Origin of the sequence: Rheinheimera tilapiae, assembly GCF_042432165.1 — a bacterium.
Lineage (GTDB): Bacteria > Pseudomonadota > Gammaproteobacteria > Enterobacterales > Alteromonadaceae > Pararheinheimera > Pararheinheimera tilapiae.
Genome location: NZ_JBHLXP010000003.1, coordinates 262509 through 284092, shown reverse-complemented (window position 1 = coordinate 284092; position 21584 = coordinate 262509). Strand labels below are relative to the sequence as shown.

The following is a 21584-nucleotide window of genomic DNA, read 5'->3' as shown; positions in this document are numbered from 1 at the left end:
ATGCGGGTGTTTACTGCTCCAAATTCCTCTCAAATGCCTGGGTGGCGAAATCGGTAGACGCAGCGGATTCAAAATCCGCCGGGGAAACCCGTGTCGGTTCGAGTCCGACCCTAGGCACCAATACTCACGTTCGTAGCAATTTTCAAAACATATTAAAAAGATACTTTGCTGTCTCATTAACAGCATTCCAAAATGACGTTTCCGTCACTTTGTTGTTTTTATCTCAGTTGTACCTGCCGTATATTCGCGAAACTACGTTCTCCAAACGCTTTTTAACAACTTCGTTTGGTTTCAGTGCTAAAAAGTCGCTAGCAATTGCCTTTGCCATCTCAACTCCTTACCAACCTATTACGACCTTGTTGTTTAGCCAGGTACAGCAGTTGGTCTGCCTGTTGAACGGCTTGTGTCAGATCGTGTTGGCCGACCGGGCACAGGCCAAAACTCGCGGTGATTTGCAGTGGAGTCCCTTTAAAATTCAGCGCGGTGGCGGCTACCTGACGGCACAGCCGTTCTGTGATCTGTTGGGCGGCGCTGATGTCAGTCTGACGCAGCAGGATCAAAAACTCTTCGCCCCCCATCCGGATCACGGTATCAGCAGGGCGTATTGCATGCTGCAGCAATACTGCAAATTGTTGGATCACATAATCACCGGCGTCGTGGCCATAGGTGTCGTTGATGCGTTTAAAGTGGTCGAGATCTGCCATCAGGACGCAGTCGGCAGCCTGTGGCTGCAGTTGCGGCAGAATTTTCCGGTTATACACCCCGGTTAATGCATCCGTCTGGCCTTCGTGGCGGATCTTTTCGGTCAGGTCGTAGTGAAAAATTGAATTTATCGCGCTGGTCAATAGAATGCCGTTGAGTAAGATAAACATCAGCAGACGGGTCGAGGTTGGGATCCCCGACGCGGTCAGAGGCACCATCAGCAGGTTAGTCAGTAGCAGATTCAGTAACAGCAGCAACAGACTAAGCCGCAGATATTGGTCGCCGCGGTGCCGGGGTTGGACTGTCGCTTTGGCGGGCAGATAACTCAGTCGCAGCGCCAGCCCGAGCAACAGCGTGCAAAGGGTAGGGATCAGCAGATTACGCAATAAAAAGTTATCGAGCAGCGCGATAACCAGCATGCTGCACAAAGCCAGTAACGCGGCGTAATGCCAGGTACGGATGCCAATAGCACTGTACTGATAGCGGGTCGCGACAGCCACCAAAATGCAAAAGTAACTGCTGCAGTAGGTCAGGTTCGCGAACAAAATTGACACCGGTCGTAGTGCCGGCCAATTGGCACTGAACAACTGCAGCGAACCAATCGCAAAAGCCAGCGCCCAGCCCACCAATGCCAGACGAAAATAACGCAATGCCCGTTTTTGCTGCATGGTGGCCGGTGCAGGAAGTTGGAAGGCGCTATGGGCCAACAGCACAGTACAAGCGGTACCGATAGCGTTTAACATCAATAACAGATTGCTGTCCTGCATGCGTATTCCTTTACGTCTCGTCCGCTCCATGCGGTGAAGTAACCAGTGTTGCAAAGTAGTTGTGTTGTTGCAAGCTTGCATACCCGGCACCAGCGATGCTGGCAGAGTGGCAATAGCGAACATCAGAAAAACGATTGGTGGCATTATGTACGGCGTGCGACGCCCAGCGGGCTGACGCTTGCACGTACCTTGTATGTTGAATCTAGGTTCTAAACAGAACAGGTAGTTACCGGCATGTATGACCTTGCCGCAAATAGTCAGAAGCAGCATCAGCGCCACAGCGGGGCTGATGCTGCCGGAGTCGTAGTGTCAGTTGTGGATTTAAATCCAGTTTTTCCATGATATACAAAGTATTACCGTCGATTTTACTGTTCGCCGGGTCCCGGTACTTTTACTCCAGTTTGTTGTTATTGACCCAGGTGGAAAAATCGTCGTCGTTAATCACGCCAAGGCGTTGCCCGTCGATACGCCACAGACCTTCCATTTTGTCGTGTGGGTAGTTCACCGCAGCTATAAAACAAAGTGGGCCGATTCGACAGGTCTATCCAGAGCATACCAAAGTCTGTTACTGCCCGATGTTCTTGTCGTTTAGCCGCGGCATTATCTGCAAAAAGCTGATAAAACTGACAATCTAAGCTGTTTAGCAACTAAGTTTCCATTAATGCCCGCCATGTGCGCCATGCCCCAGACCTTTATTAATGATCTCTGGCGTGTTTTGCGCGCCGGGTCTGGTGCCGTTTAGGCGAAAGCCATTCCCCAGATTGCCGTCGTGGCAATCCAGACGTTTTTTGATGCAAACATCGAGAATTTTCTGCAGTGCCTCCGGATGCCATGCGTTAAACCAATCGCCATGTAAAGACATACCGCCGAGTGTGGTTGCTGTGCTGTCATAGGAATCTGAAGCTAATCGCCAGCCCTGACTGGATTTGGTTTTGGGGTCGTAAACATCTGGTTTCACACCAAACGCATAGTGAAAACTGACGCGGACAATTGGCACCGGATGAGTGCCCGGACAAACCATGCCGGCACTAGTCGTTGATTTCACTGGATATGCCAGATGACTTTTATGGTCAGCAGAATCTAAATCTAAGCCGTTCCAGCAACTGGGGAAAAAGATATCCATCCGCACGCGATCGGGCGCGAGACACTGCGGAATACCTGCGCTCCAGCGTGGGTTTTTGCCATCACTGGATTCCCAGGATTGGCAATGCCAACGCACAATCGCGCTATCTTGCTCTTGCCCTGGCTTGCCTGCTGGGTTGCCGGCGATCATTTTCAGCCCCAGTGGTATGGACTGAATACTGCTGACGTCGTCGACACCGGCTGAGTAATAAAAAACTTCATGGGCCTGATCGTCGCCACCAACGACTGCAGGGACAACTTTCCAGGCCGGGTCGCCATTTTTATCCAAAAGACGCTGTCCGGTATCGGCGTCATAGGAAGGCGCTAATAATGCCGGCACCCAATAGGCTGAACGGTTTAGAGTGTTCCCCTGACAACTGGCATCACCGGTGGTAAAAAGCGTCTCGATAGTGCTGTGCTGATCAAGCAGGACATTGCCATAAAAATTGTGTAAGTGAGCCGCATCAGTTTTACCGGGATACACAATAGGGTCGACATAGCCGCTGTGCGACAGGTCGCAGTTGATCCGGAAAATTCCGCGCCAGCTGTTGTCGTTACTGAGTGCTGGCTGGACAGTCGTTGTGGCTAAATCAGCATGTGGCCGTTCAGTGCTGTTTGCCGGAAAAATACTATTGACCTGCCAACGTACGACCGCAGGCTGACTCTGGCGGCCATCTGCTGCTACATGCCAAATTTGGAGTTGATGTTGCTGGGCAGCTAACGGGTAAAATATAACCGGACTAACACATTCGGATACGGCCTCGGTATTGAGTTGGCAGCGATAGCTTTTGGCATCAGTGGCAGAAAATTCGACTTTCGCATATGGGGATTGCGTGACGCTTTCCGGCTGTTTACTGACCACTGGTGCTGCTGGTATTGCAGGTGTAGTCGGCGCGGTTGTCCCGCTGCCCGTGGTTGATACGCTAACGCTGTCGGTTGATTCATCACTGCCACCGCATCCTGTCAACAGGATTGGCATTGCGATGGCTGATAAGGCTATGGCGAGATTAATATTCTGTTTTTTCATCACGAAACTCCAACTTTTGGATCTCAACAAAGTGATGAATTAAGTATGGATTTCTTTTGTCCAGAAGAGGGTAAAGGCGGAGTAAACGTTAGGTAAAGCTGGGGGAGCAGCTGATTGCAGTGATTTGCGGCTGGAAAAATATAAAGTGCAGCCATAACCAAAGGATTGATTTTATATCGAACTCCAAACCAGCCCTTTGATCGTTCAACCTGGTCGTTTCGCCTTTTGGGTTTAAATAGCAGTGCCTGATGCCGGCATATAAAGCTGTGGGCATTGCAACCACTGTTGTTGGGCCGGTTGCCACTGTAATGGCTGGTCCGGCTGATGTAACAGCACGGCAAAAGGCAAAAAATCAATCATTGCCGCTGCAGGTCTAAGCTGATATGCCTTTGTTAAATCAAGCAGTTCAGTGTGTCGCTCATCCGGCAATAACACCAGTAAATCTTCTGCGCTCGGATTGCCCCTTTTGGCTTTAGCACCTTGATACAGTAACTTTTGGTCTTGTTGCGTGATATGCAAAAATTCGCTGAACCAGGCATCGAGCGGACTATACCAGCGCAGGATCACGACAGGCTGCTTGCTCTGATTAATGAGTTCCACTTTAAGCTGCCAGGGCGTTTCAGTGGGGCTGACGTTACATCGCAGCAACTGCGTAGGCACGGCATAGCCGGATGCTGACATAAATACTCCGTTCAGCAGCAGAAAAAGGATTAGTAGTTTTTGCATTTGAAAAAAACGGGTAGTGGCAGTTGCTACTACCATACCCGTTGTTTGCTTTTGCACAAGCCAGTCAAAGGCTGTTGCTATTGGCAATTTTGCTTAGTTTTGAGCCGGGGTATTTTCTGCAAAATATTCGTGGCTGTCTGCGTTCTGAATAGCCTGAGTTGGGTCGCTGATTGCCAGTGACTTGGCTGCGCTGTGGCCATAAGCCACATCGTCAGTGCCAGCTACGACGTTAAAGTGACTCAACTCATGCACAATGGTGCCGCCTTTGGAATCGGTACCGCTGGTTGGCGCTGTCCAGAATGCATTACACAAATACACTTTGTACGGTTGAGTTGGATATACGTAAGCAAAATATGACTTTTTGCAGCTGCAATCGAACGTCAGTGGCTGGGTGTTTAACGCACTGTCGATATTGGTAAAGTTACTCTTTACAGTGCTCCAGCGACCGGCGTCATAGTTACCAAACCAGGTTTTGTAACGAATAGAAGTGCTTGGGCTTGAATAGGTTGTCAGGTAACTTTTGGCATCTGCCGACATCGATTTAGCGGCAACTAAACCAGCCAGTGTCGATGTTTGTTGAGTATTACTGCATCGGCCGGTAAAAGTCACACCATTGACGGTCGTACCACCACCATCACCAGGCTTGGCGGCGGTCACTATGCCACCTTGCTTTGCTTCTAAGTAGAAACTAGCCGGCGCTGAGCTGATACCGTCAATACCAAGGCGCGCCAGTTTTTTATCTTGCCCTGGGTTATTAGTGAATAGTGTATATGATTCAGTATGATAGCTAATTTCATACTGACCTGTTTTACTTAAGTCGTAGAGTGACGACAATTCCACTTCATAACTAACACTCTGACCACTTTTCAGCTGAATATAGTCTTTTGCTTGGGCTGCCGGTCTTTTGTAATGAGCGCCAAGATAATCGATGGCTACGCCGTTTACCGAGACTTTGAATAAGGCTTCTTCAACCCCTTCAGCTGGGGTGTACCATTTTAAGATCCGAACCGGTACAGCTTCTTCGTTGGTCAGGGTGACCATCACCTTAATGTCTTCGGCGGAGGTATAGTTAGTTTTGGCCAGTGCCAGACTAGCTCGAATGCCATCGGCCAACGCTTGAGTACTAAACAGTGTGGCCAGCAGCATAGTGCCAAGCAAGTAGTTGGTGTGTTTCATTGTGTTCCCTTTTTATTAACTATCTTATTGTAATGTTGCATTTTTAATGCTTATTCATTAAAGGCTAATAAAGTGGAATCTTCAATACCAAAACTAACATTTGTAATTTTTTGTAAAGGTTCTAATAGTTATCCAGCATGGCACTTTTTGATCACCTCAATCGTCGCCTGTGCCAGCGGCGATGCGCTGTGGCTTTTTGACGTGATCAGCATCACCGGGATTTGGTAAAAGTAGCGCTCTGGCAGAATGGCGCGGAACAGGCCTTTGTCGACCCAATGGCTGGCGTAGTGTTCGGGTAAATAACCGATAAACTGGCCGGACAAAATCAGATGGGCGATGCCTTCGTCGTGGTAGGCGCTGGCGCTGTTCTGGTAGTTCAGGCCGTCGTTGCGGCTTTCTTTGTCGCGCAGGTAGTTACTGGTGACCACTTCGGCCTGCGCTAATAACTTGCTGATTTCTCTCGTATCGCAGTCAAATAACGGATGGCCTTTGCCGCAATACAGGAAGTTGGTTTCATTGTGCAGCGGTACATAATCGAGGCCGCGAATGTGATGGCGGCTAACACCGATGCCAACCAGCGACCGACCGTTTGCCACTGAGGTTTCCACTTCACGCGCTTCACAAACATAAATATCAAACTGCAGATTATCGCTTTTGGCTTTGAGCAGGGCGATCGCCTGCGCCACACCACAGCGCGGGTCGCTGACCAAGGTATCAATAATGGCGATGGTGACGCGGCCAGCCAGCTGATGTTTGGAGCCGGCGACGGTGCTGGCAAAAGTCTCGCATTGCTGCAGCAGTTCCAACGACGCCTGATAGGTGATACGGCCGGCGTCGGTCAGTTCAAAACCACTGCGGCCGCGTTTACACAGCTTTAAGCCCAGCCGGATCTCTAAGTCCGACAAATGCGTACTGATAGTCGAGCGGCCGATATTTAACCGCGACTCGGCGGCAGACAATCCGCCGGATTCAACGATAGTGACAAATATACGCAATAAGCGTAAATCGACGTCCTGTACCTGCATCAGACAGTGGCCTTTTGGGTTTGGCTTTAGTTCGATAAAACCGGAATGAGTTACGATTATTATGTATTTATAAAACATCAGTGGCAAGCTAGCATGCGTTCATCAATCCTATGTCAGGCCTTTAGATTCAGTAGCGCCTGACACAGCAGACAGACATGAATAAGGAGTCACAGATGGCGTTTAAATACGGGATAGATCGGTTGGATTTAGCGACGGTTAATGGCATTGCCGATGGCACTATTAAAGCGGAGCTGTGTGCTGAAGCGATTGCCCGCGTCCAGCAAAGCCGCAGCAATGTCGAAGTGATGGCGGCCTCCGATAAAGCGATTTATGGCATCAATACCGGTTTTGGCCCGCTGTGTGACACGCAAATCTCTCCGGCTGAAACCGCGCTGCTGCAAAAAAACCTGCTGATCACCCATGCGGTGGGTGTTGGCGAGCCGATCGCCAAGCCGATTTCCAAGTTAATGCTGATCACCAAAGTGCATGCGCTGTGTCAGGGCTTCTCTGGCATCCGGCTCGAAGTGATCGAACGCATGCTGAAGTTTGTTGAACTGGATTTGATCCCGGTGGTGCCGGAGCAAGGCTCGGTGGGCGCTTCCGGCGACTTAGCGCCGTTGTCGCATCTGTTCCTGCCGCTGATTGGTGAAGGCGAATTCTGGCCCGCCGGCGCAGCATCAACCAAAGAATCGGTGCCGGCGATTGAAGCACTGCGTCAGCATGGCTTAGCACCGCTGGAACTGCAGGCAAAAGAAGGCCTGGCGCTGATTAACGGCACTCAGTTTATTCTGTCGCACGGTATTACCGCGCTGACCAAAATGCAGTATTTGCTCGACCTGGCCGACGTTGCCGGTGCGATGAGCATCGAAGGCATGCAGGGCAGTGGTTCACCGTTTCGGCCCGAATTGCACGAAATTCGCCCTTTTGCCGGCAATATCGAAGTAGCTGCGCGGATGCGGCGTTTATTCAAAGATTCACAGAATATGGACTCACACACTGGCTGCGCCCGCGTGCAAGACCCGTATTCGCTGCGTTGTATCCCGCAGGTGCATGGCGCGTCGCGCAACGCTTTTAACCACTTAAAAGAGCTGGTTGAGATTGAGATGAACTCAGTCACTGATAACCCAATTATCATCAGCGCAGAAGAAGCGCTGTCCGGTGGTGGTTTCCATGGCCAGCCGCTGGCGATGGTATTGGATTACACCTCGATTGCCGCGGCAGAGCTTGGCAATATCTCTGACCGCCGTTGTTATTTGTTGCTCGAAGGCCTGCACGGTTTGCCGCGTTTGCTGACCAAAGCCGGTGGCCTCAATTCCGGGATGATGATCCCGCAATACACCACGGCGGCGTTGGTCACCGAAAACAAATCTTTGTGTTTCCCGCCATCGGCCGACAGCGTGCCGACCTCGATGGGGCAGGAAGATCACGTGTCGATGGGTAGTATCTCTGGTCGGAAGCTGAATCAAATTCTCGGCAATCTGGAGAAGATCCTAGCGATCGAACTGATGTATGCCGCCCAGGCCATTGAGTTCCGCCGGCCTAACACTTGTTCAGATTTAATTGAACAGAATCATGCGATTATCCGCGCTAAAGTCGCCAAGCTGGAAGAAGACCGCCTGTTAAAACCGGATATCGACGCGATGATCAAGCTGGTGAAAACCCAGGCCTTAAAAGTCAACTTTGCGCTGAATTGAATAAGGGAAACCCGCATGAATTTTCAGGATCAGATTAAACAAGGTATTCCGGCAACGCTGCCGGCAGTGAAGCCGTACCCGGCGGATGCCAACCGGGCGCCGAAGCGCAAAGACATCTTAACCAAAGCGGAAAAACAGCTGGCGGTACGTAATGCGCTGCGCTATTTCCCCAAAGCCTGGCACGCTGAGCTGGCGCTAGAATTTGCCCGCGAGCTCAATGATTTCGGCCGGATTTATATGTACCGCTTTAAGCCAGACTATGCGATTAAAGCGCGGCCGATCAGCGATTACCCGGCGAACTGCCAACAAGCGGCCGCCATTATGCTGATGATCGACAACAACTTAGATCCGGCGGTAGCGCAGCATCCGGAAGAGCTGATCACCTACGGCGGCAATGGCGCGGTGTTTCAGAACTGGGCGCAATATCGCTTAACAATGAAATACTTAAGTGAAATGTTGGATGACCAGACGCTGCATATGTATTCCGGCCACCCGATGGGCTTGTTCCCGTCGTCGGTCGAAGCACCGCGCGTAGTGGTGACCAACGGCATGATGATCCCGAATTATTCCAAACCGGATGACTGGGAACGTTTTAATGCGCTGGGCGTGACGCAATACGGCCAGATGACCGCCGGCTCTTTTATGTACATCGGCCCACAGGGCATTGTACATGGCACCACCATCACGGTGATGAATGCGTTTCGCAAAGTACTGCCCAAGGGCGAGAGTCCAAAAGGCAAAATTTTCTTAACGGCAGGTCTTGGCGGCATGAGCGGTGCGCAGCCCAAAGCAGGCAATATCGCCAACTGCATTACGGTTTGCGCTGAAGTGAACCCAAAAGCGGCAACAAAACGCCATCAGCAGGGCTGGGTTGATGAACTGATCGACAACATGCCGGCTTTGATCGCCCGCGTGAAACAAGCACAAGCGCAACAAGAAGTGGTGTCGATTGCCTATATCGGTAACGTGGTTGATGTGTGGGAAGCATTTGATGCTGAAGATATTTTCGTGCATTTAGGTTCAGATCAGACGTCCTTGCATAACCCATGGTCGGGTGGTTATTACCCGGTTGGTATTTCGTATGACGAAGCGAACCGTTTAATTCGCGAGGAGCCGGAATTATTCCACGCCAAGGTGCAGGACACGCTGAAACGCCACGCTGCCATCGTCAATAAACACACCGCCAAAGGCACTTATTTCTTTGACTACGGCAATGCGTTTTTGCTGGAAGCCTCACGCGCTGGTGGCGACGTGATGGCGCAAAACGGCATCGATTTTAAATATCCGTCTTATGTGCAGGATATTTTAGGCCCGATGTGTTTTGACTATGGTTTTGGCCCGTTCCGCTGGGTCTGTGCTTCAGGCAAAGCCGAAGATTTGGATAAAACCGATGCGATTGCGGCAGAAGTGCTCAAACGTTTGATGCTCGACGCGCCGGAAGAAATTCAGCAGCAGATGCAGGACAATATCACCTGGATTTTAGACGCCAAGCAAAACAAGCTGGTGGTCGGTTCACAAGCACGGATTTTATATGCCGACGCCGAAGGCCGCGCTGAAATTGCGGCAGCCTTTAACGCCGCCATTGCGCGTGGTGAGATTGGCCCTGTGGTATTAGGTCGTGACCATCACGACGTCAGCGGCACCGACTCACCGTTTCGCGAAACCTCCAACATCTATGACGGCAGCCGTTTTACCGCCGACATGGCCATTCACAACGTGATTGGCGACAGCTTCCGTGGCGCGACCTGGGTGTCTATTCACAACGGTGGCGGCGTCGGTTGGGGCGAAGTGATGAACGGCGGTTTTGGTATGTTGCTGGACGGCTCGGCTGAAGCAGATCGCCGCCTGAAATCGATGCTGTTTTTTGACGTCAACAACGGCATCGCACGACGCAGCTGGGCGCGTAACAGCGAGGCCGATTTTGCCATCAAACGCGAAATGGCGCGCACACCGAAGTTGCAGGTCACACTGGCCAATCGTGTTGACGATGAGATTTTGGCGCAGTTGCCGTTCTGATCGACAGTGCTGAGCCAGAGTCACAACAGGCCCCGGAGGATTGTCTTGATCCTTGCGGGGCCTTCTTGGCAAAACGGCCCAGTGTTTGCTGGTTGTCCTGCCTTGATCTCTGCCCGCGCAGTGCACTGGCACAAAAACCGGCAAAAGAACCGGCAAAAAAGCCTGAAGTCTTTGTGTGTCTGAACCATTCGTGAGAAATTAGCGTACAGCCACGTTCATCAGCCAGTAGAGCAAGAATTCTGTTATGCGCTATATCAATTCCCCTCAGTACGACCATCAGCAAACGGACAAAATTGGCATTTTATTGACCAATCTGGGCACACCGGACGCGCCCACGCCAAAAGCCTTACACCGATATCTGAAACAGTTTCTGTCTGATCCGCGTGTGGTCGAAGTGCCGCGTTTGTTGTGGTGGTTGATTTTAAACGGGGTGATTTTACGTATCCGGCCACGTCGCTCGGCCAAAGCCTATGCCACAGTGTTTACTGACCAGGGCTCGCCGCTGCTGTTTAATACGCAGGCGCAAACCGATGCTATCGCCAAAGAGTTGCAGCAGCGGGGCATGCAGAATGTGGTGGTGGATTTTGCCATGCGCTACGGCAACCCGAGTTTTGAGTCGGTACTGGAAAAGATGTTTGCCCAAGGCGTGCGCAAGTTGTTAGTGCTGCCGCTGTATCCGCAATATTCTGGCTCAACTTCAGCCTCTACGTTTGATGAACTGGCGGCTCACTTTACCCGCCGGCGCTGGTTACCGGACTTACGTTTTATTTCGCATTATCCGGATTATCCGCCATTTATTCAGGCCGCTGCGGAAAAAATCCGCCAACACTGGCAGCAACATGGTCAGGCCGACAAATTGATTTTGTCCTATCACGGCGTCCCCAAACGCTATCTGATGAATGGCGATCCTTACCACTGTGAATGCTATAAAACATCGCGGCTGATCGCTGAAGCACTGGGCCTGAGTAAAGATCAGTATCTGACCACTTTCCAGTCGCGCTTTGGCCGCGAAGAATGGTTAAAACCTTATACCGACGAGACATTAAAAGAGCTGCCGGCGCAAGGCGTGAAGAGTGTGCAGGTCTTTTGCCCGGGTTTTGCCGCTGATTGTTTGGAGACCATCGAAGAGATCGGCGAAGAAAACAAAGAGTATTTCTTGCATGCCGGCGGCGAGCGTTATGAGTACATTACCGCGTTGAACGCGGAGCCGCGGCATATCGAGGCGCTTTGCCAATTGATTGAAGACAATCTGCAGGGCTGGCAAGTGAGCCACGATGCTGAGCGAGCGCCACGGGCACAGTGCCTGCGTGCAGAGAAATATCCGCAGTAGTTTGCATCGTTATTGTGTCGAAGCTGATGTTCTGCGCCATTTACCAAGCTCGTCTGTCGCCATCATACGCCTGACGAGCCGGTTTCCTCTTGAGCAGACACCTGCGCACGCGCTGCCAAGTGTCTGACTTTATTCAATTGATCCGCCTTTGAGCCTGCAATCTGCCCGCCTCAGCTTGCGAAAGCTGTGACCAGAATACTTTGCTTCAGTCTTGTCCGATCCCTGATCTGTCGTGCTACACCAACGAAAAAACTTCAGTTCAGCCTTGTAGATTTAAAGAATCCCACTAGCCTTAAAGGACAAATGAGACAAATTTGCCTGATAGCCTGTGAGGTGCCTATGCCCGCGAAACGTGTGATGTGTGTTGATGATTCGCCGATCATGCTGGCAAAACTCCAGCACGTGATTGAGTCTCTCGGTTATGACGTTTGTGCCACTGTGCTTTCCGGCAATGATGCGATCCGAAGATACGATGAGGTCAAGCCAGATGTGATGACGATGGATATCACTATGGTCGGTATGGACGGTATTGAAACCACCCGACAAATTTTAAACCAGCATCCAGAAGCCAGAATTATCGTGGTGACTTCGCACGGCCAGGAGCAGATGGTGGTGAAAGCACTGAAAGCCGGAGCGAAAGGCTATGTGATGAAGCCCGTGCAATCTGAAACCCTGAATGAACATTTGGTTCGGGCTTTAACGGCAAGGGGGTGATATGCAGACGTCAGCTGAGTTGTCCTTTGACCCCAACGCGATTTTTCTTCCGCTGTTACGTACAGCACTCCAAAGTGCACTGGTTGCAGATCCGCCATTCACGCCATTTGGCCGTGTGGCGAACATTGAGCCAACCCGTGATGTGTGTGCCATGATCAGTCTGACTGGCCCGGTCAGCGTGATGTTGTTATTTGTCTTTGACCACAAGTTGGCGTGGCATTTCATGCAGCGGGAAATTGCCGGGCTGGGGATGGCGGAGACAGACGATGTGATGGAAGCCGTGCTTGGCGAGATGGCCAATGTCGTTGGTGGCAATGCGACTGCGGCGCTGGCGATCGCCGATAAAGAAATTCATTTGTCTCTGCCACTGATTATGCGTGCGGTGAAGTTAAAGCCAGGTATTTCCGACGTGCTGATCCAAAAAGCCAGCCTGCAGGTCGAAGCAGGGGTGTTTGATTTTTACTGTATCTCACCTGCTGTGCTCGGCAGTCTGGTTGCCTCATGAAAGCCCTGATGCCGGCCTATGCCTTAGTGTGGGGGCTATGCTGGCTACTGTTGTCGTTTACCCCGTTGCCGCTGCACGCCGGGCCTGCGACAGATTTTCGTGTTCTGGTGTTGGAAGACCCAAGCAAAAAAATGGCGCCGGACGATGTGGTGCAGGCCTTTCAAGCGGGGCAATTTCAACACTTACCCGGCCAGCATTTCAGTGCCGGCTATAGCCAGTCGGTGTTTTGGTTATGGTGGCAGCCAAAGACTGCGCCACCGGCCGGCGCTGGCCAGTTTTATCTGAATCTGGATTATCCGCTATTACAAAGCGCACTGTTTTACGGCGTGACATTTGCTGATGTAACAGCCGCGTCCCAGGTCCAATTGCTCGGGCAGACCGGTAGTAAACTGCCAGCATCCAGCCGCTCGGTATACAGTACCAGTCACTACTTCGCGTTGCCGCCTGACAGCGTAAAAATCAGTGGGTACCTGATCAGGATAGAAAGCCAAACCAGCCTGTCCGTCCCAATCAGTCTGGTCACTGAAAACGAATTTATCGCCGAACAGCGTAATAGCCATCTCTGGTATGGTTTTATTATCGGTACGTTGACGTTGCTGATTTTTTATAATTTGTTTGTCGCCTGCTCGATACGAGAAGCGGCAAATGCCATCTATTTGCTATTTCTGACGGCGCTATTGTTTGTTTTTGTCTCCGTCAGCGGCATCGCCAGCACGTATATCAGTGCAAAACTCGGCGGCGAGCTGTTGTGGCTATTGCCCTGCACTTTGCATCTGGTGAGTATCAGCAGTTACCTGTTTGCCAAACAATACTTTCAGCACTCGTTATTGCCGGCTGCTTTTCAGCAGATTTTGCAGATCGGCAGCTGGTTGTCGGCGGCGCTGTTGCTGACGGTATGGCTGGATTATCAGGTCGCTATGATGCTGGCCATGCTGAACGCACTATTGATGGTATTGCTGCTATTTGTGCTGGCTGGTGTGGCCTTTGCGCACAAAGTTACCGGCGCTCCATTGTTTTTCCTTGGCAAAGTATTTTTACTAGCCGGTGGTTTTATTCAGTTTGCCAAAACTGTGGCGTTAATCCCGGCAACCGGCTTAACAGAATATATTTTGTTTTTAGGCGTCATCTTAGAAGCGATCGTGTTATCTGGCGGCCTGGCACTCAGAACCAGAACGCTGGAGCAGGAACAAGCGCAGACCCGGGCCGAGCTGTTAAACATCCAGCAGACCTCATTGCAGGAACTGACCAATCTCAATCAGGTTTTGGCAAAAGAAGTACACGAAAAAACTCAAAGCGAGGCCATTCAAAAGGCGTTATTCAGCATTAACGAGCTCGCCGCCGGCAATGACGACATGCATACCTTTTTGTTTCATGTGCATCAAATCGTCGGCAACCTGATGTTTGCCCGCAATTTTTACGTCGCGCTGTATCATCCTTCGCAACAGAGTGTGCAGTTCGCCTATTTTGCTGACGAGATGGATAAAGATCTGCCACATCCTGACGAACAGATCCCGGCGCAGCGGCTGGCCGGTAGTTGGACCATGTGGGTGATAGAGCACGGCGAAAGTTTGTTTGGCGACTGTCAGCAGATCGAACAAAAAACCGGGCTGGCGGCGACGTTTGGCAGTATTGCTAAATGCTGGCTGGGTATCCCACTGCGCGACGAGCAAGGCGTGATGGGAGTACTGGTCGTGCAGATTTACCATGACCAGCCAGGTTATACCCTGCAAGAACGCAAGCTGCTGGACTTTGTGTCGCAACATATTTCCAGCGCGGTGCAAAGAAAGCAGTATCGCAGTCTGCTGGAGTTACAGGTGCAGGAGCGCACTCAGGCGCTCAGTGACAGTTTGGCCTCGCTCAAACAGATGCATCAACAACTGAGCCTGATCCATCAGGAAAATCAAACCCATTTGCATCAGGTGCAGACGCTGCTGGATAACACGGGTCAAGGCTTCTTAACGTGCAACCAGCGGCTGGAGATCCAGCCCAGTTTTAGCAAAGAATGTCTGAATATTTTTCAAAGCACCACGCTGACAGGTTCAGTGGTTGATCTGCTTGCCAAAGATCAGCCGTCTTTGCATGCATTATTGACCGAGGTACTGACTGAAGTTTTGCAACCGGACCAATCACCGGCCATGGTGACCACCTTTTTAAGTTTGTTACCAGCACAATTATCCTTGCATGAGAGGTTGTATCAGCTCGAATACAAACGGCTGACCGCCGATAGTCTGATGGTGATCCTCAGTGATATCACCGAAAAAACCAGATTGGCCGCGGCCTTGCAGCAACAACAAGAACAAGCCGCGTTTATCGTGTATGCGTTAAATCATCCGGATGAGGTTCGGCAGGTGCTGCTGAGTTTCCAGCATTTTTTGCAAACAGCGGGCAGCCGTTCACAGTTACTGATGACGCCTGATGACCTGACCGGGTTATATCGCCATATTCATACCTTTAAAAGCTTGCTGGCGCAGATCCGCTGTCCTGCATTGCCGGCGGCGTTACATCAGATTGAAGATGGATTGCAGAACCTATTGGAAAGTACATCTGCGCAATATTCTGCTCAGGAGTCAGTGCCGTTCGAATTACTCGACAGTCAGTTACAGGCAGCTTTACAGCTGTTAGAACGCCAACTCCCGGCACACTTATTCGACACGGATCCGCATTTACCGTTGCCGCGCCAATTACACCAGGATGTAGTGCAATTTCTCGAGCATCATCATTCCGTGCTGGCCCAGCAGCTCAAAGCCGTTCAATTTCAGTCTTTTAGTAGTTTGCTGCGGCCTCATTTTGAGATGGCACAAATACTGGCGCAGTCACAGGGTAAGTTATTGTCGGCGATCAGGTTGACCGGCGAGGACCCCAGGGTCGATACGGAGTTTTACCAGCCGTTGTTCCAGGTGCTGGTGCATTTGTTTCGTAATGCGGTTGATCACGGCATCGAGCCACCGGCATTGCGGATCGCTCAAGGCAAACCCGCGGTTGCTGATCTTCAATGTCAGTTACAGCAAGTCGACCAAGGGTTGCAGCTATCAATTCGCGATAATGGCCGCGGCTTGCAGCTGGAAAAAGTACGGCAAAAAGCTGTTGCGCTGCAACTGGTCGGTCAGACTGAAAGTCAGCAGTTATCACCGGCCGAGCTTGCACAGTTTATCTTTGCCGACGCCTTATCGACCAAAGACGATGTCAGTGCGTTATCCGGACGTGGTATTGGTCTGTCAGCAGTGAGGCAGCAACTGTTGCAGTTTGGCGCCCGGATTGAAGTCGATTCTGTAGCAGGTGAGGGCTGTACCTTTCGGATCTGGTTGCCCATTCGCCCCGAGGTCATGCATTTCGTTGCGGCAGCCGGCTAAACAAGCGACAAGCCCGTGCGGCTGAACGCGCTGCGACGGGCAGTACTGCATCTGGTGTTATTGAATTTCAATCAGGATCTCATTGCGGCGCAACATCGGTAGTGTCATCGGGCCGTTATAACCGGCTTCCAGCGGCGCCCCGATCGCAACATAACCTTGTGTTTTTAACCAATCCTGCAAGATTTGCGTATGCTCTGCGACGTTGCCTGCGCTCAGCGTCCCGCTGAATTGGATCGCGGCCACCTGATAATTGCGCAGTTCGCTGATTTGCAGCGTCGGATCTTTCGGTTTCGGCGTGTTTTGCAGCGTGAATTCTTTTGGCATCACAAATGACATCTGCGATTTACCCCCCTGCATACCCATGAACACCGGAGCCGTCATCGAAATTTCAGTACCGGGCTTTACTTCGGCGTTGCCGGCCATCAGCACCGGGGCCGTCATCGAGATCTCCGTTGCGCCATAGTTTTCGCCACTGATATAACGAAACAATTTTCTGAACGCAGTATTGCGGCTTCCTTCCGGCATCTCGGCCGAGACCAGCACCATCGATGCATAGTTGCGCACCTCAATCTTTAAGGCTTGGTCCGCTTTTACCAGCGTATAAGGGGCACTTTCGACATTATTTTGGCCAAACACTGAACACCCCGTCAGAGCGACGCACCCAGCCAGCAACAGCAGCACTTTCATTGGTCATCTCATGATTAATTTCTGTAATAGGCCTTACGTTAGATCACAGCAAATAGAGCAAATTTTTATCAGGCTTGTGGGCGGGGCAGCCTAGTCCATCAGTGGAAACGTCGCCGTAGAATTGTCATGAAAGTGTGATATTGTCACATTGTTTCTGCTGGAAATCGCGACGCGATAGCGTCGCGCCAAAGGTGAAGATTCCATCGGGTTGAGACAAGACTTTATTGCAGGTCAGCACAGGACAACAGCATGAGTGAAAACTTCCGGCAAGTATTAGATAAACGTTTATCCAGAAGAAGATTTCTGCAAAGCAGCAGTCTGCTCGCTGTCGCTGCAGGTTTACCGGTGTTTGCCGTTGAAACCAAACCTGGCAGCGTGCAATCCAGCCTGACATTTCGCGAAACCGGCCATGAGATGACGCCGACGCTGGAAGTTCCGGCCGGTTACAAAGCGCAGGTCTTATTGAAGTGGGGCGAGCCGCTTGCAGCGGCTGGGCCGGCGTTTGACCCGCTTCAGCAATCCGCCGAAAAGCAACAGCAGCAATTTGGCTATAACAATGATTTTATTGGTTTTTTACCGCTGCCTTTAGGCTCTTCTAACGCCAAGCACGGCTTGCTGGTGGTCAACCATGAATACACAGTGCCACAACTGATGTGGCCGGGCTCGCCCGATGATGTCAGTCTGAACAAAGCGCAAACCGATACCGATATCGTGGCCCATGGTTTGTCTGTGGTGGAGATTGAATGGCGTGATGGCCAATGGCATCAGCGCAAAGATTCCGCTTATACCCGTCGGATCACGCCACTGACGCCAATGCAGATCAGTGGGCCTGCCGCCGGCAGTTCCCGGCTGAAAACCGCCATCTCGCAGGATGGCGTGCATACGCTCGGCACCTATGGCAACTGTGCCGGTGGGGTGACGCCCTGGGGCACAGTGCTGACCGGTGAAGAAAACATCGACATGATGTTCGGCGGCGATTTTAGTCAAAGCCCTGAGGCTGCCAGCCTGAAACGGTTTGGCATGTCGGCAACCCCGCAAAAAAGCTGGTCGGCGCATTATCCGCGCTGGGATATGAGCGCCCAGCCAAATGAAAGTTTCCACATGGGCTGGATTGTCGAGATTGACCCGTACGACCCGCGCTCAGTGCCAAAAAAGCGCACCGCTTTAGGCCGCTTCAAACACGAAGGCGCCAATGTGTATATCAATAGCGATGGCCGGGTTGTGGCCTACATGGGCGATGACCAGAAGTTTGAATACTTATACAAATTTGTCTCCGCCAAAACCTATCAAGCGGATAACCGCGCTGCCAATTTGCAATTGCTGGACGAAGGCACTTTGTATTGCGCGCGTTTTGCTGCAGATGGCACTGTGGCCTGGTTGCCGCTGGTGTTCGGCTGCGGGCCTTTAACAGTGGCCAACGGCTTTCGCAGTCAGGCCGATGTGGTCATTGATGTGCGTAAAGCGGCGGATTTACTGGGGGCAACCCCGATGGACAGACCGGAAGATGTGGAAGTGAATCCGGTCAATGGCGCTGTCTATGTGATGTTGACGAAAAACGCGGATCGGACTGCGGCGCAGCGTTCGCCTGCCAATCCGCGTGCGCAGAATAAAGCCGGGCAGATTGTCGAGATGACAGCGCCCAAAGGCGACCACAGCGCGCCGGTGTTTGCCTGGGATATGTTTTTACTGGCTGGGCGGCGCGATGATCCGAGTACCAGCTACCACCCGGCAACCGGCAAAAATAGCTGGCTGGCCTGTCCGGATAACTGTGCTTTTGATCGCAAGGGCCGCATTTGGATCACGTCGGACGGCGCAGAAGATTTTGGCATCGCCGAAGGCATTTGGGCTGCCGATGTCAGTGGCGCATCACGCGCGCTGATGAAGCGCTTTTTACGTGCGCCGTTGGGTTCGGAGATTTGCGGGCCATTTTTCACGCCCGACGATCAGTATTTGTTTTGCTCGGTACAGCATCCGGCAGACGGCAGTAGCTTTGAACAGCCGTCAACCCGCTGGCCGGATTTTGATGCGAAACTGCCGCCGAGGCCTGCTGTTATTGTGATCAGCCGGACTGATGGGCAATCAGTGGGTACTTAACTTATCTCTATGGGCGGCTTTGCTGCAGGGCAGGATGAATTCGCAGTGTTGTCTGCTGCCATTTCACAGTAAGCTGGTGCTTTCTGATTTTCATGGCGCAGGTAAGCAGTTTCGATGGTGACCTTTGAGCAATGCCGGTTTTTATTGGGCCTGACACATCAGGTGCGGATAACACAGCTGCAGATCGCTGCCGGTCAGCACTGTGCGATTTTTGGCGCTAATGGCAGCGGGAAGTCGGCACTTGCTGCTGTGATTGCCGATCAGGCCGAGCTGCTGGAAGGCACAGCAGTGCTACCGGCCCGCATCGGCTGGGTCAGTACGGCCCAGCAGCAGGCCTTGATTGAAGCCGAGAGGCGCAAAGGCGACGCCGATATTCTCGATGTGGAGGTTGACCCCAGCAGCGCCCGCGACATCATTTGCCGCGACCACGTCGAGTGGTCAGCCGCACAGGAACAGCAGTTACAGCAGCTGGCCGGCGTTTTGCGGTTGCAGCAGCGGCTCGACACGGCCTTTTTGGCGCTGTCGACTGGCGAGACCCGCAAGTTATTGTTAATCAAAGCTATCTTACAAAACCCAGAACTGTTGGTGCTGGACGAGCCCTTTAATGGCCTCGATGTAGACGCTTGCGCGGCGCTGCACTTGCTGCTGGCGGAATTGCAGCAGCGCATGACGTTGGTGCTGGTGCTAAACCGGCTCAGTGAACTGCCGGCGTTTATGCAAAAAATTCTGTATCTGGCGCACGGCGAGATCCAGTGGCAATCGGCCGACAGCGGCATCAGCGCGGTGGAGCTGGCGGAACTGGCACAGCTGAATCAACTGCAACAAGAGCCCGGCCCTTTACCGGCGAAAGATCGGGACCGCTTCACGCCAGCGCTGGCAGAGCAGACGTTAGTGAAGCTGCGTCAGGGCAAAGTGCAGTATGGCGAGCGGGTGATTTTTTACGGGCTCGACTGGCAAATCAATCGGGGTGAGCACTGGCAAATTACCGGGCCGAACGGCTCAGGCAAAACCTGTTTGCTGCAGATGCTGAGCGGCGACAATCCGCATTGTTACACCAACGATTTACAGGTGTTTGGTTATCAGCGTGGCAGCGGTGAAAGTATCTGGGATATCAAGCAACATCTGGGGCTAGTGTCGAACAGCCTGCAGCTGCAATATCGCGTCGGCTGCCCGGTGCTGCATGTGGTGTTGTCGGGTTTTTATGACAGCATTGGTCTGTATGACCAGCCATCGGCGTTACAAATCAAGCTGGCGCTGGAGTGGTTGGCGCTGATTGGGCTGGAGGCGAAAGGAAAAGACTCGTTCCAGTCGTTGTCTTTTGGCGACCAGCGGCTGGTGCTGATTGTCCGCGCCATGGTGAAACACCCGACGCTGCTGATTTTAGACGAACCCTGCAACGGCCTGGACGAGCTGAACCGGCTCAAAGTGCTGGCGCTTCTGAGTGTATTGGCCCGCAGCGGTGAGTCAACACTGTTGTATGTCAATCATCATGCAGAAGACAAAATCGACGGTATTCATCAGGTGCTGCGGATGACGGATTATCAGGCGCCCACCTACCAGAGCGACGCGATCTGAACTGACCGGGTTGCTCTGCCCATGCGGCCCCCGGTTTTGTGACATGCCTGCAAATTAGTTACAAAGTGAAATGGACCTGCCGGCGATAAGGCCGTTAAGCTGCCAGCTTTAGCAAGGCGGCTGTGCCGTGGCTGCCGCACTGATTGAGGGAGTGTTCATGTCAGAATTTAATCTGCGTCAGTGGTTTGGTCTGTTGCGTGGGCCTTACCTGTTGTTCCTGCTGTGCTGCTGCACACAAAGTGTGGCGCGGCCGCTGGTCGTAGCCACTTATGCCTACCCGGATATAGACCGTAAGGCTGCCGTCACGCCGCTTGCCACCTGGCTGGCGGCTACCCAACAAAGTGCTGTCACAGTCCAGGTCGCCAGTAATCCGAATGAGCTGGTGCAGTGGGCCCGGCAGGGCAGTGTTGATTTGGTGGTGCCTAACCTGGTGGCTTATCTGCAAATTTTGCAACAACAGCAACAGATGCTGGATTTTGTCGTGCCGATGAGCTCGTCCCAACCGGTCTGCCAAGCAGTGTACAGCTCCAGTCTGCTGGCAAAACAACTGCCAGACCTGGCGCAGCTGCCGGCGAGATTACAGCAAGAGCAACCATTGACTGTCTATGCGGTCTGGCCGGATTCGGCCTCCGGGGGCCTGATTGGCCGTGCCGAGCTGAAAACTCGGCTGGCTGACCGGTTTAGTCAGCTGCGCTTTGATTACGTTGGCAGCCATCAGGCTGTATTACCGGCGTTGAGCGCAGCATCAGAAGGTCTGGCCATAATGGCGACTGCGGCTTTGCCTGCCAACTTACCTGCCGGGATCACGGAGATTTGGCGATCCGCCGAACTGCCGTTTGGACCTTTATTATGTAACAGCCAGACGCTGCCCTGCGAAACTCTGAGGTCAACACTGCTGGCAGAGCCAGCAGCGGCTGCGGCTGTATTGCAGGGGTTGCAGCAAGGTTGGGTTGAATTTAAGCACAGCCGCGCCCTGGCGCCGGTCGATGCCACGCAGTATCAGGCGATGCGTGCACTGCTGGCTGAGCAAAAATAAGGTTGCGGCGTGGTTAAGGCCGGGGAAAGCCGCCGGGT

At 52.3% G+C, this 21584-nt stretch carries 15 protein-coding genes and 1 tRNA gene; 10 read left to right on the top strand and 6 right to left on the bottom strand.

The genetic code is table 11. The annotated features are described in order from the left end of the window. Positions 1 to 35: 35 nt before the first annotated feature. Positions 36 to 120 (top strand) — tRNA-Leu (locus tag ACFFJP_RS12190). A 209-nt stretch (positions 121 to 329) separates the two neighbouring features. On the opposite strand, the gene ACFFJP_RS12185 is transcribed toward ACFFJP_RS12190, so the two are convergent. The 5 genes from ACFFJP_RS12185 to ACFFJP_RS12165 form a co-directional block, all read right to left on the bottom strand. Continuing rightward, positions 330 to 1469, bottom strand: a complete 1140-nt coding sequence (locus ACFFJP_RS12185) for a GGDEF domain-containing protein (RefSeq protein WP_377244187.1) — start codon at positions 1467 to 1469, stop codon at positions 330 to 332. A gap of 658 nt (positions 1470 to 2127) precedes the next feature. Beyond that, positions 2128 to 3618, bottom strand: a complete 1491-nt coding sequence (locus ACFFJP_RS12180) for a DUF1996 domain-containing protein (RefSeq protein WP_377244184.1) — start codon at positions 3616 to 3618, stop codon at positions 2128 to 2130. A gap of 231 nt (positions 3619 to 3849) precedes the next feature. After that, the gene (locus tag ACFFJP_RS12175) at positions 3850 to 4299 is read right to left on the bottom strand and encodes a hypothetical protein (RefSeq protein WP_377244181.1); all 450 of its coding nucleotides are present in this window, start codon (positions 4297 to 4299) and stop codon (positions 3850 to 3852) included. Positions 4300 to 4437: 138 nt separating this feature from the next. Beyond that, on the bottom strand, positions 4438 to 5520 hold the full coding sequence (locus ACFFJP_RS12170; protein WP_377244178.1) for a M35 family metalloendopeptidase: 1083 nt from the start codon (positions 5518 to 5520) through the stop codon (positions 4438 to 4440). A 128-nt stretch (positions 5521 to 5648) separates the two neighbouring features. Further along, positions 5649 to 6545 (bottom strand): LysR family transcriptional regulator, encoded by an 897-nt coding sequence (locus tag ACFFJP_RS12165; RefSeq protein WP_377244175.1) that lies wholly within the window; start codon positions 6543 to 6545, stop codon positions 5649 to 5651. A gap of 173 nt (positions 6546 to 6718) precedes the next feature. Between ACFFJP_RS12165 and hutH the strand changes: the two genes are divergently transcribed. The 6 genes from hutH to ACFFJP_RS12135 all read left to right on the top strand — a co-directional run bounded on the left by hutH (position 6719) and on the right by ACFFJP_RS12135 (position 16154). Beyond that, entirely contained in the window at positions 6719 to 8239 is a 1521-nt protein-coding gene (gene hutH / locus ACFFJP_RS12160; protein WP_377244173.1) for a histidine ammonia-lyase, read from the top strand. 15 nt (positions 8240 to 8254) lie between these two features. Further along, positions 8255 to 10255 carry a urocanate hydratase gene (gene hutU / locus ACFFJP_RS12155; RefSeq protein ID WP_377244170.1) on the top strand — a complete coding sequence of 667 codons (2001 nt, stop codon included), beginning with the start codon at positions 8255 to 8257 and terminating at the stop codon, positions 10253 to 10255. A gap of 244 nt (positions 10256 to 10499) precedes the next feature. Further along, positions 10500 to 11585 (top strand): ferrochelatase, encoded by a 1086-nt coding sequence (gene hemH / locus ACFFJP_RS12150; RefSeq protein WP_377244167.1) that lies wholly within the window; start codon positions 10500 to 10502, stop codon positions 11583 to 11585. Between the two features lie 339 nt (positions 11586 to 11924). Continuing rightward, positions 11925 to 12299, top strand: a complete 375-nt coding sequence (locus ACFFJP_RS12145; RefSeq protein WP_377244164.1) for a response regulator — start codon at positions 11925 to 11927, stop codon at positions 12297 to 12299. 1 nt (position 12300) lies between these two features. After that, entirely contained in the window at positions 12301 to 12804 is a 504-nt protein-coding gene (locus ACFFJP_RS12140) for a chemotaxis protein CheX (protein ID WP_377244161.1), read from the top strand. Continuing rightward, positions 12801 to 16154: a 7TM diverse intracellular signaling domain-containing protein gene (locus ACFFJP_RS12135; RefSeq protein WP_377244158.1), complete on the top strand. Its 3354-nt coding sequence runs from the start codon at positions 12801 to 12803 to the stop codon at positions 16152 to 16154. Before ACFFJP_RS12140 ends, ACFFJP_RS12135 begins: the two co-directional genes overlap by 4 nt. A 57-nt stretch (positions 16155 to 16211) precedes the next feature. Here ACFFJP_RS12135 and ACFFJP_RS12130 read toward each other — a convergent pair whose 3' ends face one another. Further along, positions 16212 to 16841, bottom strand: a complete 630-nt coding sequence (locus ACFFJP_RS12130; RefSeq protein WP_377244155.1) for an SOUL family heme-binding protein — start codon at positions 16839 to 16841, stop codon at positions 16212 to 16214. Positions 16842 to 17090: 249 nt separating this feature from the next. On the opposite strand from ACFFJP_RS12130, the gene ACFFJP_RS12125 reads away from it, so the two are divergent. The 3 genes from ACFFJP_RS12125 to ACFFJP_RS12115 all read left to right on the top strand — a co-directional run bounded on the left by ACFFJP_RS12125 (position 17091) and on the right by ACFFJP_RS12115 (position 21546). Continuing rightward, entirely contained in the window at positions 17091 to 18935 is a 1845-nt protein-coding gene (locus tag ACFFJP_RS12125; protein ID WP_377244152.1) for a PhoX family protein, read from the top strand. A gap of 114 nt (positions 18936 to 19049) precedes the next feature. Beyond that, positions 19050 to 20510, top strand: a complete 1461-nt coding sequence (gene modF, locus ACFFJP_RS12120) for a molybdate ABC transporter ATP-binding protein ModF (RefSeq protein ID WP_377244149.1) — start codon at positions 19050 to 19052, stop codon at positions 20508 to 20510. A 157-nt stretch (positions 20511 to 20667) separates the two neighbouring features. Next, the gene (locus ACFFJP_RS12115; protein ID WP_377244146.1) at positions 20668 to 21546 is read left to right on the top strand and encodes a PhnD/SsuA/transferrin family substrate-binding protein; all 879 of its coding nucleotides are present in this window, start codon (positions 20668 to 20670) and stop codon (positions 21544 to 21546) included. Positions 21547 to 21584: the final 38 nt, after the last annotated feature.

What these genes read in the sequence shown, in the direction of transcription:
- ACFFJP_RS12115 (WP_377244146.1), top strand. Translation starts at nt 20,668, where the DNA reads ATGTCAGAATTTAATCTGCGTCAGTGGTTTGGTCTGTTGCGTGGGCCT.
- ACFFJP_RS12135 (WP_377244158.1), top strand. Translation starts at nt 12,801, where the DNA reads ATGAAAGCCCTGATGCCGGCCTATGCCTTAGTGTGGGGGCTATGCTGG.
- ACFFJP_RS12180 (WP_377244184.1), bottom strand. Translation starts at nt 3,618, where the DNA reads ATGAAAAAACAGAATATTAATCTCGCCATAGCCTTATCAGCCATCGCA.
- ACFFJP_RS12170 (WP_377244178.1), bottom strand. Translation starts at nt 5,520, where the DNA reads ATGAAACACACCAACTACTTGCTTGGCACTATGCTGCTGGCCACACTG.
- hutH (WP_377244173.1), top strand. Translation starts at nt 6,719, where the DNA reads ATGGCGTTTAAATACGGGATAGATCGGTTGGATTTAGCGACGGTTAAT.
- modF (WP_377244149.1), top strand. Translation starts at nt 19,050, where the DNA reads ATGGTGACCTTTGAGCAATGCCGGTTTTTATTGGGCCTGACACATCAG.
- ACFFJP_RS12165 (WP_377244175.1), bottom strand. Translation starts at nt 6,545, where the DNA reads ATGCAGGTACAGGACGTCGATTTACGCTTATTGCGTATATTTGTCACT.
- ACFFJP_RS12125 (WP_377244152.1), top strand. Translation starts at nt 17,091, where the DNA reads ATGAGTGAAAACTTCCGGCAAGTATTAGATAAACGTTTATCCAGAAGA.
- ACFFJP_RS12130 (WP_377244155.1), bottom strand. Translation starts at nt 16,841, where the DNA reads ATGAAAGTGCTGCTGTTGCTGGCTGGGTGCGTCGCTCTGACGGGGTGT.
- ACFFJP_RS12175 (WP_377244181.1), bottom strand. Translation starts at nt 4,299, where the DNA reads ATGTCAGCATCCGGCTATGCCGTGCCTACGCAGTTGCTGCGATGTAAC.
- ACFFJP_RS12185 (WP_377244187.1), bottom strand. Translation starts at nt 1,469, where the DNA reads ATGCAGGACAGCAATCTGTTATTGATGTTAAACGCTATCGGTACCGCT.
- hutU (WP_377244170.1), top strand. Translation starts at nt 8,255, where the DNA reads ATGAATTTTCAGGATCAGATTAAACAAGGTATTCCGGCAACGCTGCCG.
- hemH (WP_377244167.1), top strand. Translation starts at nt 10,500, where the DNA reads ATGCGCTATATCAATTCCCCTCAGTACGACCATCAGCAAACGGACAAA.
- ACFFJP_RS12140 (WP_377244161.1), top strand. Translation starts at nt 12,301, where the DNA reads ATGCAGACGTCAGCTGAGTTGTCCTTTGACCCCAACGCGATTTTTCTT.
- ACFFJP_RS12145 (WP_377244164.1), top strand. Translation starts at nt 11,925, where the DNA reads ATGCCCGCGAAACGTGTGATGTGTGTTGATGATTCGCCGATCATGCTG.